Source organism: Nonlabens ulvanivorans, assembly GCF_032922765.1.
Classification (GTDB): Bacteria; Bacteroidota; Bacteroidia; order Flavobacteriales; family Flavobacteriaceae; genus Nonlabens; species Nonlabens ulvanivorans.
In genome coordinates this window covers 190746-203948 of record NZ_CP136694.1, presented here as the reverse complement: position 1 = coordinate 203948, position 13203 = coordinate 190746, and the positions used below count along the sequence as shown (strand labels likewise).

At 36.0% G+C, this 13203-nt stretch carries 12 protein-coding genes; 8 read left to right on the top strand and 4 right to left on the bottom strand.

Annotated elements, in window-relative coordinates; translation table 11 throughout:
* Positions 1–10 precede the first annotated feature (10 nt).
* Together R1T42_RS00790 and R1T42_RS00785 are read left to right on the top strand one after the other, a co-directional pair.
* A complete protein-coding gene (locus R1T42_RS00790) occupies positions 11–1720 on the top strand; it encodes a M23 family metallopeptidase (RefSeq protein WP_317290914.1) in 1710 nt (569 codons plus the stop codon).
* Positions 1721–1777: 57 nt separating this feature from the next.
* Positions 1778–4216, top strand: coding sequence for a TonB-dependent receptor (locus R1T42_RS00785; RefSeq protein WP_317290913.1), 2439 nt, complete (start codon positions 1778–1780; stop codon positions 4214–4216).
* Positions 4217–4253: 37 nt separating this feature from the next.
* Here the strand turns inward: R1T42_RS00785 and R1T42_RS00780 are convergent, their stop codons facing one another.
* Positions 4254–5405: a cysteine desulfurase family protein gene (locus R1T42_RS00780; RefSeq protein ID WP_042271224.1), complete on the bottom strand. Its 1152-nt coding sequence runs from the start codon at positions 5403–5405 to the stop codon at positions 4254–4256.
* Between R1T42_RS00780 and R1T42_RS00775 the strand changes: the two genes are divergently transcribed.
* Entirely contained in the window at positions 5404–6369 is a 966-nt protein-coding gene (locus tag R1T42_RS00775) for a hypothetical protein (protein ID WP_317290912.1), read from the top strand. The two genes, R1T42_RS00780 and R1T42_RS00775, sit on opposite strands and share 2 nt — an antisense overlap.
* 5 nt (positions 6370–6374) lie before the next feature.
* On the opposite strand, the gene R1T42_RS00770 is transcribed toward R1T42_RS00775, so the two are convergent.
* The gene (locus R1T42_RS00770) at positions 6375–6908 is read right to left on the bottom strand and encodes a DNA mismatch repair protein MutS (RefSeq protein WP_317290911.1); all 534 of its coding nucleotides are present in this window, start codon (positions 6906–6908) and stop codon (positions 6375–6377) included.
* Positions 6901–7083, bottom strand: a complete 183-nt coding sequence (locus R1T42_RS00765) for a hypothetical protein (protein WP_317290910.1) — start codon at positions 7081–7083, stop codon at positions 6901–6903. The genes R1T42_RS00770 and R1T42_RS00765 overlap by 8 nt, the downstream gene beginning before the upstream one ends.
* Before the next feature lie 122 nt (positions 7084–7205).
* Between R1T42_RS00765 and R1T42_RS00760 the strand changes: the two genes are divergently transcribed.
* The 4 genes from R1T42_RS00760 to R1T42_RS00745 all read left to right on the top strand — a co-directional run bounded on the left by R1T42_RS00760 (position 7206) and on the right by R1T42_RS00745 (position 10313).
* Positions 7206–9218: a T9SS type A sorting domain-containing protein gene (locus R1T42_RS00760; protein ID WP_317290909.1), complete on the top strand. Its 2013-nt coding sequence runs from the start codon at positions 7206–7208 to the stop codon at positions 9216–9218.
* Between the two features lies 1 nt (position 9219).
* Entirely contained in the window at positions 9220–9513 is a 294-nt protein-coding gene (locus R1T42_RS00755; RefSeq protein ID WP_036581701.1) for a DUF2752 domain-containing protein, read from the top strand.
* 13 nt (positions 9514–9526) lie between these two features.
* Complete coding sequence (locus R1T42_RS00750) at positions 9527–9868, top strand: CCC motif membrane protein (RefSeq protein WP_036581704.1); 342 nt, start codon at positions 9527–9529, stop codon at positions 9866–9868.
* A gap of 82 nt (positions 9869–9950) precedes the next feature.
* A complete protein-coding gene (locus tag R1T42_RS00745) occupies positions 9951–10313 on the top strand; it encodes a CCC motif membrane protein (protein WP_036581707.1) in 363 nt (120 codons plus the stop codon).
* A gap of 68 nt (positions 10314–10381) precedes the next feature.
* Here the strand turns inward: R1T42_RS00745 and rocD are convergent, their stop codons facing one another.
* The gene (gene rocD, locus R1T42_RS00740; RefSeq protein WP_036582116.1) at positions 10382–11659 is read right to left on the bottom strand and encodes an ornithine--oxo-acid transaminase; all 1278 of its coding nucleotides are present in this window, start codon (positions 11657–11659) and stop codon (positions 10382–10384) included.
* 119 nt (positions 11660–11778) lie between these two features.
* Between rocD and rlmD the strand changes: the two genes are divergently transcribed.
* Positions 11779–13197: a 23S rRNA (uracil(1939)-C(5))-methyltransferase RlmD gene (gene rlmD, locus R1T42_RS00735; RefSeq protein WP_042248267.1), complete on the top strand. Its 1419-nt coding sequence runs from the start codon at positions 11779–11781 to the stop codon at positions 13195–13197.
* Positions 13198–13203 lie beyond the last annotated feature (6 nt).

The following is a 13203-nucleotide window of genomic DNA, read 5'->3' as shown; positions in this document are numbered from 1 at the left end:
TATTTAGCCTATGTTACATAAAAAAATAATTTTCTTCTTCTCTTTACTCGTTGTGTCCAATTTTGGCGCAAGCCAAAACCAAAAAAATATTCCTGAAGGTTATTTCAAGAATCCACTAGATATTGAATTAAAATTATCTGGAACTTTTGGAGAATTGCGCTCTAATCACTTTCATAGTGGTTTAGATATTAAAACAAACCAGCGCACTGGTTTAAAAGTTTATGCTACAGCACCTGGTTATGTTAGTCGTATTAAAATTGAACGCTATGGTTATGGTAAAGCTATTTACATCACACATCCTAACGGATACACTAGCGTATATGCACACCTAGATAAATTATCTCCTCGTATAGAAGAGTATCTTAAAAAAAGACAGTACGATAATGAAACTTATGAAATCCAACTTTTCCCAACTGATCTTGAATTGAGAGTCGATCAAGGTGAGGTAGTTGCCTTTAGTGGTAATAGTGGCGGTAGCGGTGGTCCTCACTTACATTTTGAAATTAGGGACAGTGCTGCAAGACCTATCAACCCAATGATGATGGGTATTAATGTACCAGACACTAAAAAGCCGTTAGTAAAGCAAGTAATGGCCTATCCACTAGATGAAAACGCAACTATAAATGGAAAGAATGAACCTACTCTTTTAAGGCTTATACCTTTAAAAACTGGTGGGTTTAAAACAGAAAAGCTAAATGCATATGGTACGATAGGTATAGGCGTTAATACCAGTGACCGTCAAAATGGTGGTAATAACCAGAATGGTGTTTATCAAATTAAAACCAGCTTTAACGGTACTCCTAATTTTGAAATTTGTTTTGACACTTATGCATTTAGTGAGACCAGATATTTGAATCAAATGATTGATTATGAGTTTTTCAAAGAAAAGAAAAGTCGTATTTCAAAATTATTTATTCCACCAGGAAGTCCATTAAGCCTTTACGGCAATTCAATTAATGATGGTAAACTATCCCTTTATGAACCTGGATCTAATAGTAGCTATCATATTGAAATCAAAGATTACCAAAACAATACCAGTAAGATTGTTGTAGACATCATTAATGATGAACCGCCTACGGAATTATTAGCACCTGATAATGACGGATTAGAATATGTAAGTCATTCAACCACATTCAATAGTAAAATGGGGAAATTTAACCTCACAATTCCCAAAGGTGCTTTATATGAAGACCAACTATTAGAAATCAAAGAAAACTTAGACACCATAACTATTCATAGAGACATTGTACCGTTGCATAAAAACTTTATACTTGAATATGATATAAGCTCAAAAGCTGGTGATAATCTGGGTCAATACTACATTGCACGTATTACCTCATGGGGTGCAGCCTATCACGTTAACACAAAACGCAATGGCAACAAACTGACTGCTTACAGTAAAATAATGGGGACTTATGCCATTACTAAGGATGATAAAAAACCTACTATTAAACCCATCAATTTTAAAAACAAACAATGGATTAGTAAGAATAAAACATTAAAATTATCTATTGCAGATAAAGACAGTGGCATTGACGGATATCGAGCAACAGTAAATGGCAAATTCATTCTCATGGAGTACGATTATAAAACTGGCATCATAAAACACGATTTTTCAGATAATGTCGTTACAGATAGTGAAAACCACCTTAAAGTAATCGTAACGGACAATGCTGGAAATAGCACTACATTTGAAGCTACGTTTTTCCGCAAGATTTAATTAAGACATTTGAAGACCTACCTTTTCCTCGCTGCATTCCTTTTAAGCCTTATCACAATGGCTCAACAAGCCACTATACAAGGTGTTATTCTAGATGAATTTAATGAACCTGTAAAAGATGTAAATGTATCTATACAAGGCACTACAATTGGAACAGCCTCTAATGAAAATGGATTCTATCAATTAAAAGTGCCTGCAAATCAAAAAGTGGTCATCACATTTACCGCAATAAGTTATAAAGGTGGACAAAAGGAATTAACCCTTAAAAATCTTCAGGTTTATGAATTAAATCCTGTGATGGTTTCAAGTATTGAGATTATAGACACAGTAGTTTTAAACACTACCACACGTGAGGACCTAGAAGGTATTACAACCATAAGTGCAAAGGTGATACGTAAAATCCCTGGAGCACAGCCTGGTGTAGAGAACATTTTAAAATCATTACCTGGTGTAAGCGGCAGCAATGAATTAAGCACACAATATCGTGCTCGCGGTGGAAACTTTGATGAAAACCTAGTCTACATCAATGAAATTGAAGTTTATAGACCATTCTTAATACGCAGCGGTCAGCAAGAAGGATTGAGTTTTGTAAATTCAGATATGGTGCGTAGTGTAGACTTTAGTGCTGGTGGTTTTCAATCTAAATATGGTGATAAACTGAGTTCTGTATTGGACATTGATTACCGTCGCCCTACAGCCTTTGGTGCAGGAATAGATGCCAGTTTACTAGGTGTTAATGCGTTTGTTGAAGGAGACGCTTTCGCGAAAGCGTTTACAGGAATACTAGGTGTGCGTTACAGAGATAACAGTTTATTAGTAAATTCTAGAGAAACCGAAGCTAATGCTATACCAAGATTCTTTGACGCACAGACCTACTTGACTTATAAAATCAATCCAAAGTTAGAACTGGGCTTTTTAGGTAACATTGCGATTAACAGTTATGAATTTGAGCCACGATTTAGACAAACTAATTTTGGAACACTACAAGATCCACAAGCTATCGTGATACGTTATCAAGGTCGTGAAGATGATCAGTATGAAACCTATTTTGGAGCCCTTAAAGCTAGTTATGACGCTACCGAAAATTTAAGCCTAAGGTTTATTACTAGTGTTTATCATACTCAAGAACAAGAGCATTATGATATTTTAGCTAACTATGGTCTTGGAAGACCAAACACGGATATAGGTGGCGCAGACTTAGGACAAGTAGATTTTACCACAGCTATAGGTTCAGAGTTAGAGCATGGTCGTAATGATCTAGACGCACTTATTGTTACTGCAGAACATAGAGGAACGCTAGAATTCCCAAGTGATAAAAAAGAAAACGATCGCCTCGATTGGGGAATTAAATTCTCTAAAGAAGATATAAGAGATCGTGTACGAGAATATAATGTAATAGACAGCGCTGGATTTAACATAAGACCACCATTACCTGATTTAGGTAATGATCAACCCTACGAGCCGTTTACAGGTCCACTAATCCCATTTGAATCTACGAGTGCAGATAATGATGTACAGGTGACACGCTATCAATTATTTGGTCAATATAGCAGTCGTGGTTATATCAAAGACACAGAAGTTTTTTGGAACGCTGGGATACGTTCTCATACCTGGAATGTAAGTGGTAATGGAATTGAAAGCACAACACAAACGGTAGTCTCGCCACGTGGTCAACTCGCTATAAAACCAGCCTGGAATAATACTGATATGCTCTTCCGTATTTCTGGTGGACTATATTACCAACCACCATTTTATAGAGAGTTACGTGACCAGCAAGGTGCAGTAAATCCTGCTGTAAAAGCACAAAAATCCATTCATGCTGTAATAGGAAACGACTGGAGTTTTAACTGGATATCTAGCGATGGTAAAAAACGACCTTTTAAATTAACAACTGAAGTTTATTACAAAGATCTGACAGATGTAAATACTTATACGCTAGAAAACGTACGCATCAGGTACAGAGCAAATAATGATGCCGTTGCATATGCCTATGGTGTAGACTTGCGCATTAATGGTGAATTTGTACCAGGTACCGAAAGCTGGTTCAGTGCTGGATATTTAAAGACAGAAGAGAATTTAAATGATAGAGGCTACATCGCCAGACCAACAGATCAGCGATTAAAATTTGCTGCATTATTTCAAGACTATGTTCCTAACATGCCGCATTTAAAAATGTATTTAAACTTAGTGTATAATACAGGCTTACCAGGTGGATCACCTAATTATGCAGACCCATATGATTTTCAGTTTCGTTTACAGGATTATCGTAGAGCAGATATAGGTATTAATTTAGTATTGAAAGACGATAAAAAATCTAGTAAATTATTCAGCAATTTTGCAGAAGTAACCATAGGTGCAGAGATTTATAACATCTTTGATGAAAGTAACTCGATCACTAATATTTGGGTAAGAGACGTTTCTAGCCAGCAGCAATTTGCTATACCTAATGAGTTAACGCCACGAGTATTTAATGTAAGATTGGTAGCTAGATTGTAAAAGTATAGCTTTGAAATGACGCTTTCGCGAAAGCGTATTAAATAGACTCTAAATACTCTACTAAAACATCCACCACATAATCCAGCTCTTCTTTGGTATTAAAAATAGAGAAGCTAAATCTCAGACTAGGTTTATTTAAATCCTCGTCTGCCAAAACATTAGTTAATACGTGAGAGCCTTTTTGAGAACCACTCTGGCAAGCACTACCTTTAGAACAAGCAATTCCTTTAAGATCCATTGTGAAAAGCAACATCGCTGCCTTATCTGCAGGACAAGGAAGACAGACGTTTAATAAGGTAAACGTACTGTTTTCATGATCACCACAGTTACCATTAAATTTCACACCAGGTATTTTTTCTAAAAGCTGAGCTTTAAAATAATCTTTAAGATCTTTAACATACTCGCGTTCTTTTTCTAGATTTTCATAAGCCATAGATAAAGACTTATCCATACCTACAATATTATGCACGCTTTCTGTACCAGCGCGGTAACCACGTTCTTGTGCACCACCTAAAATTAATGGTTTTAAACCGGTACCTTTTCTAATAAAAGCAAATCCAACACCTTTAGGACCATGAAACTTATGAGCACTTACCGCGGTAAAATCAACAGGTAGTTTAGAGAAATCCATTTCATAATGACCGATAGATTGCACACAATCACTATGAAAAAGTGTATTATATTTTTTACACATATTCCCTACTCGATCGATATCTAATTTATTACCTATCTCATTATTAATATGCATCAAGCTTACAAGAGTTTTTTGAGACTCATCTTTAAGTAACTCTTGTAAGTGGTCATAACTAGGCGTTCCACAATCTTGTAAATCTAAATATTCAACATGAGTTCCATATTTTTCTTTACAGTAGTCTACAATATAAAGAACAGCATGGTGCTCAATTTTTGTGGTAATGATACGTTGTACTCCTAGATCACGAACACAACTGTGAATGGCTAGATTATCTGCTTCAGTACCACCAGATGTAAAAATGATTTCTGCTGCTGTAACACCTAGTTGAGCTGCGATGTTCTTACGAGCATTTTCTATTAATGATTTTGCACTGCGACCATAACTATGTGTGCTGCTAGGGTTACCATAAACGTCCTGCATTACACGAGTCATCTCGTCGATTACTTCAGTTCTCATTTGTGTGGTAGCGGCACTATCTAAATATACTTGTCTCATGCCGGCAAAAGTAAAAGAAATGACCTTAAAAATTAACTTTAAAGCTCGAATAGTAATCCTTATTTTTGAAGATATGAAAAAACTGCTTTACCTAATAATCCCTATAGCTTTAATAGGCTGTGATGATGGCGACTTAATTCTAGAAGATTTAGATTTTGAAGGCGCAACTGTTCAAGCATGTGAAATCCCTGAAGATGGTGACACATCAGACTATCTATTCTATATGATTAACGATACCGAAACAATATCATTACAGTTATCTACAATAGACGATATTTTGAGTTCTGAGGCAACACATGGTCCATATTCTTTAATTACTAATGATTTAGAATACCGTAAACTTAGTGACGCAGCAGGTAGTGATTATTTTTGTAATGATATACCACCGTCGAGCCCTACTACATTACAAACTTTTATAGGAGAAGATGGCGATGTCTATATTACAACCAGTATTGAAGAAGAAGATAATGATGGAATCAGTGCTGTGGACGAAGGAATAGCCACGTTACAAGACACAGATATGGATGGATTACCAGATTACATCGATGAAGATGATGATGGTGATAATGTGTTAACTATTAATGAAGGTATTAACCTTACCGACCTTGCGCTAAGTCAAGATACTGATGGTGATGGAACGCCAGATTATCTAGATAATGACGACGATGACGATGGTATCCCTACCATACAAGAAGACCTTAACCGTGATCTAAGCCCAGCAAACGACCGTCTTTTAGTCGGTACAGACTTACAACCCTACTACCTTATCAATTCTACAGAAATGGCTAGTCCAGCCATCGACACTTTTAGACCACATGAATACTCAAGCTCAGCAAGTCTAGAAATAACTATTGAAGATTTAACAGCAACTAGTGATAGTCGGGAAATCATCATAGCTTTTTATGAGTTCGGAACGTTTGTAAGGACAATTACTAAGACAATTACACCTAATTTTGTTCCTTAGAACATTTATTTAGGATTCTGATAGATGTATACTTCTGTGGCGCCTCTTCCATATTTCTGAAAATCTGCATCATAGTAGGTAATATCACTATAACGATCAAATAAAAATTCTAGCTCTTTTTTGAGTATACCTTCACCTACACCATGAATAAAAACGAGCTTAGGAATGCGTTCTTTACGAGCCCATTCTAGTTTATATCGAGCAGTATCCATTTGTGTATTAAGCTTATCATAGGCATCCATACCACGTTCACTCTTTACTAATTGATGTATGTGTAAATCCACCTCAACGGCAGGTATTTCTTTAGATTTTTTACGAGAAACCTGTCGCTTTTTTCCTTTTTGAATAGGTACTTCTTCCTTAACAACAACACGGTCTACCTTAAACCTTTGATCTAAAATAAGCTCTGATTCATTATATTCAATTTCAATATCGTCGTCAGTAATAATCGTTATTTGTTCCGCTTTCGCGGAAGCGACCACTCCACCAAACTCATCGTCCAACACCAATACTCGATCACCTATTTGAAATTCACTCATCTTCTTCAAAATTATCATCTTCTCGATTACGACTATAAAGATAAGCAGCAATCATAAGTAAAACTATTCCAGCGACTTGAAAGAACAAAACACCTTTTTCAAAATACATAGAGCACAGGAAAAATAGTATCCCTGCGACGAGTGCAATCCCGTTAAATTGTTTTATACATATCATATTCATCGTCAAATTTACACCATACATCTAATTTAAGTGTACATAATTAATATTTACATAAAACTTTTACGGTATAGGTATGAAAAGCTTTTATTTTGTAGTCGCTAGTTAATAGTATTTATATGAAAAATTTTATTTTAAGCATTCTCGCAGTTCTATTTATCAGTTCATTATCTGCACAGGTATATGTAGGTGATGGATTTATTTATTCAAAAGGGACTAATCTATATGCTAAAGGGAAAATAAATCTTTCTACTAACGGAAAGTTATATTTAAGAAACGAAGCTCAATTAATTCAAGGTGATGATGTAGATAATGAAGGAGCTGGTGTTTTATCTGTATTTCAAGAAGGAACATCAAATGAGTACACTTATAATTATTGGGGTTCGCCTGTTGGACAAGCCACCAGTATCGGTAATCAAGATTTTGATTTAAACTCACAATTATATTTCCCTACATTACAAGAAGGGTTTACGGAAACAGCTTTTAATTCAAGTGCTCCTAACGCAGACTTGAGAACTAATCTAGTTATTGATGCTAGTATAGCTACTATTTCTGGCACATCTGACGCGACAGGAACTACGGATGCGCAAGACGCTAGTCTATTGCCAGGAGACCCAGTAACTAATCCTTTAAAAATTTCAGGAAGATGGTTGTATAAATATGACACTAGCGGCGCTACCGCTTCCTATGGATCATGGAGAAGTGTTCAAGGTTCAACAGACGTAGAACCAGGAGTCGGTTTTACAATGAAAGGTGTGGCACAGTCTTCTGGTCCTAACCTAGTAAATGTAGGTACATACAGCACATTCTTTGGGCAGCGTTATGACTTTAGAGGCCGACCTAATAACGGAACGATTAACGTAAATGTTAACGTGGATAATGTTGCAGTAGTTGGTAATCCTTACCCTTCTGCATTAGACTTAAAAAGCTTTTTGGAAGATAATGTAGCTTATGATGGGGTAGGTAATTTTGACACTAGTATGTCACAGATTGACGCAGTGGTTTATTTCTGGGAATCAAAAAGCACAAGTCATCAACTTACTGATTACATAGGTGGCTATGGTTCTTATGTGCCTAACGGCTTTGATCCAGGAACAGAAGATGGATATGACAACAACGGTACTTATGTTCAAGCTGCCTATAGTAGATATAATACTGATGGAACACCTTCATCAGGAAGTACAACTGGTGGTACTGATGGTCTTACAGGACCTATCGGAACATTAAGTAGAAGATACGCACCAATAGGTCAAGGTTTTGTTGTTACAAGATCACTAGTAAGTGGAACAAATCCTGATGGTTTTAATGTATCAGACGGTTTAGGTTCTGTAGAATTTAATAATTCACAACGCGCATTTTACAAGGAAAGCGATGGTAGCCTTTCATTTTTCGCAGCTGCTCCAGGTAGCAACAATAACAATCCTATCAACAGCACACCAGCACATGTATTACCTAAGATAAGATTTAATGTCGCGGTTAATGATTTATATGTTCGTGAATTAGTACTTCAATTCCATACATCAACTACGATGGGTAGAGATATAGGTTGGGAAGCACCTGTTTCACAAAACAAACAAGCAAATGATGTATATATGCCAGTTGCAAATCAAGGATTAATTATTAATTCTATTCCTTTTTCTACAGATAAAAAAGTGCCATTAAGTTTTGATCTTACTAGTAATAGTTCATTTGATTTCAGCATCAAAACACTAGAAAACTTTGATACACCATTTATTCTGTTGCATGACAAACAAACTAATACGATTTATGACTTAAAGAATGGTACATCTACTATTTCTTTATCAGCAGGAACTATTGATGATCGTTTTGAAATTATTTTTCAAGACCCGACAACACTTTCTAATGATGAAATTGTTAACGCTGAAAAAGAATTTGATATAGTACAAAACAATAGTCGTCAAGAATTAACTATCTTCAATCCTAATGGTATCGAGGTAAGCAACATCTCTTTATTTGATCTTGCTGGAAAGGAACTAATCTCAAGTAAGGAAGGAACTTCTAATAATGCTTATACTTTTGAAACAAGTAACTTTAGCACAGGAATCTACATCGTAAGAGTGATTACTGCGGACCAAAGAGAAGCTGCTGTAAAAGTGAGTATCAGTAATTAATATGAATATACTAAATGCCGATGATAGCTGGATGCTACCATGCATGAGTAAAAAAATGACTGGAATGGACTGTCCTGGATGTGGTATCCAGCGGTCCATTTCCTTTTTAATGAAAGGCGAAGTTGTTGATGCATTCTTTATGTATCCGGGAATTTACCCGATGTTTTTTCTTTTTGTTTTTCTTACATTTGACTGGTTCTTTAAAATTAAACATGGAGAGAAAATCAAGCTTACACTCGCTATACTCACCATAGGAACTATTTTAATTAACTATATCATTAAATTAATCTTTTAACCAATCAATCATTATGCAAAAATTAAACACAACCCTAGTTTACATACTATCTGTAGTAGGTTTTATATGCTGTTGCTTCAGTGGTGTCGGAGTGATACCAGCCGGAATAGCCTTTTACCTTGCAAACAAAGGAGTTAAAGAATATGAAGCTAATCCAGAGGCATACTCTAATGGACCAGCGATGAAAACAGCAAAAACTGTTTCATTAGTAGTTACTGTAATAGCAGGACTAATGGCTCTTTATAGTATTTACAACTTTGTTTCTACAACTCCAGAAGAAAGAGCTCAACAACAACGTGAAATGCTAGAACAATTTGGTATGGATCCAGAAATGATGGAAGACGCTGGATATTAATCCGATCTTTTCATAAATTTTATAAGGGAACGCAATGCGTTCCCTTTTTTATTATTTTTACGTTTTAATCAAAATATAAATCATGCAAAAATTAAACACCACTGCCATATACATCCTTTCGGTTGTTGGTTTCTTATGTTGTTGTTTCTATGGAATAGGTACTATTGCAGCCATCATAGCACTAGTTCTAGCAAACAAAGAACTAGCTAAGTACAATGCAGATCCTGAACTTTACAGTAATGGAAAAGCAATGAAAACAGCAAAAACACTAGCTATAGTATCATTAGTTATTTCTCTAATCGGATTAGCGTTTATCATTTGGTTTTATTTCAACCAATGTGAATTTTATGAATGGTATATAGAATTTGCTTTAAATAATCCAGGCGTTACTGAAGAGCAACTAGCTCCATTATACGATGCCATGGAAGAAGCAGGATGTAGGTAATATTACGACATCTTTTAAAATAAAAAAGGCTCGCAATTGCGAGCCTTTTTTATTTTAATTAATATGGTTTATTCAAAACTCTTTAGAGTATGAATAATGATATCGATACATTCATCTAGTTGCTCTTGAGTCATTACCAATGGTGGTGCAAATCTAATAATATTACCATGTGTAGGTTTAGCTAGCAATCCGTTATCACGAAGCTTTAAGCATATGTTCCACGCTGTATCACCTTCTTCAGTATCGTTAATCACAATCGCGTTTAATAAACCACGACCTCTTACTAAAGTAACTGTATCAGTAGTCTCTATATATTCATTAATTCGAGATCTAAAGTGATTACCTAATTCACGTGCATTTTGAGCTAACTTCTCATCCTTTACAACATCAAGTGCTGCCATACCTACTACCGCTGCTACTGGATTACCACCAAAGGTACTTCCATGCTGTCCAGGTTTAATGACATTCATTATTTCATTATTTGACAGTACTGCACTTACGGGATAAGCTCCACCAGATAAAGCTTTTCCTAATATCAGAACATCTGGCTGCGCATAAGTTGCGGCTTGCTTTTCACAATGTCCAGCACAATCACATTTACCACATACCGCAAGTAAAGCACCAGTTCTAGCGATACCTGTCTGTATTTCATCTGCAATAAAAAGAGCGTTGTACTTTTTACAAAGTTCTTGCGATGCTCTCATATAATTATCATCTGGAGTATAAACACCAGCTTCACCTTGAATAGGCTCTACAAGAAAACCTGCCACATTATCTTGCTGCAATGCTTCTTCTAGGGCAGCCGTATCATCATAAGGAATCTTAATAAAACCAGGAGTATAAGGACCAAAGTTCTTACGTGCACCTTCATCATTTGAGAATGATATAATGGTTGTAGTACGACCGTGAAAATTATTCTCGGCAACTATAATTTTTGCTTCATGCTCTGCAACACCTTTTTTCTCATAAGCCCATTTACGAGCAATTTTGATAGCGGTCTCCACTGCTTCAGCACCAGTATTCATCGGCAGTACTTTATCAAAGCCAAAATACTCGGTCATGTATTTTTCATAAACGCCTAACTTATCGTTATGAAAAGCTCGCGATGTTAAGGTTAATGTTTGTGCTTGCTGGTTCATAGCATCTACAATCGCAGGATGACAATGTCCTTGATTTACTGCAGAGTAAGCACTTAAAAAGTCATAGTAACGCTTACCTTCTACATCCCATACATATACACCATCACCTTTCTCAAGTACCACTGGTAGTGGATGATAATTATGTGCTCCATGTTCATCTTCTAGATCTATGTAATGTTGACTTCCATTTTTAGTCGCTGTGCTCATAAGTTGTTTTTTATCTAAGTTGCAATTTACAAAAAGAGCTGTCCAAGACATGAAGCTATAGCTTAAATTTTATAGAAATTATGAGCTACACCTCAGTCTATTCTCTTAAATTTGGACACATGTCAAAAAGAAGAAATCGAGCAAATAAAACCTTTGAAAATGTTCCTGTAGTAGATGCCGGAGCAAAAGGGAAAAGCGTAGCCAAAACTGAAGATGGCGCCGTGATATTTTTAAAAAATGCAGTGCCAGGTGATGTAGTAGACATCAAAACTTTCAAAAAGAGAAAATCTTTTTATGAAGGAGAAGCGACTGTGTTTCATACCCTTTCAGATCGTCGTACAAAGCCGGTCTGCAAGCACTTTGGAACCTGTGGCGGTTGTAAGTGGCAACATATGGCTTATGATAGCCAGCTGTTTTTTAAACAGAAAGAAGTTGTTGAAAACCTTACCAGAATAGGTCATTTAGACTTACCAGAGGTTACTCCTATTGCAGGATCTGCAGATCAGTATTACTATCGCAATAAGATGGAATTCAGCTTTTCAGCCAGCAGATGGTTGACCTTAGAAGAAATCCAGAGTGATGTTCAAATCGAAGATAAAAAAGCGTTAGGCTTTCACATTCCAGGAATGTGGGATAAAATATTGCACCTAGATGAATGTCATTTACATCCTACCATTGGAGAGCAGATAAGGTTGAGTGTTCACGCTTTCGCGGAAGCGGAACATATAGAATACTTTAATCCTAGAGAAAAAACTGGTGTTTTAAGGACATTAATGCTGCGTATGTCATCCATAGGAGAAACGATGGTTGTGATACAATTCTTTAAGGAAGATGAAAATGCTAGAATAGCTTTATTGGAGCACTTGAAAACTTCTTTTCCTCAAATTAAATCGTTGCAGTACATTATAAATGAAAAGGCTAACGATACTATTTATGATCAAGAGGTTATATGTTATGATGGACGTGATCATATCTTTGAAGAAATGGAAGGATTACAGTTTAAAATCAACGCAAAATCTTTCTATCAGACTAACTCACAGCAAGCCTATGAATTATATAAAATCACAAGAGATTTTGCAGGATTAACAGGTAAGGAATTAGTTTATGACTTATATACAGGTACTGGAACTATTGCACAATTTGTAGCAAAGAAGGCTAAACATGTAGTAGGAATCGAATCTGTTCCTGTAGCGATTGAAGATGCAAAGGCAAACGCAGCACACAATAATATAGACAATACCACATTTTTTGCTGGTGATATGAGAGATGTTTTTACTGCAGATTTTATCGCTGAACATGGCGCACCAGATGTGGTTATCACAGATCCACCACGTGATGGTATGCATAAAGATGTTGTAGCACAATTACTAGCTCTTGCTGCACCACGAATCGTTTATGTAAGTTGTAACAGTGCAACACAAGCTAGAGATCTTGCGTTATTAAAAGAACAATATAAAGTGGTAAAATATCAACCAGTAGATATGTTCCCGCAAACGCATCATGTAGAAAGTGTTGTGCTTTTAGAAATAATAAAATAATTCTAT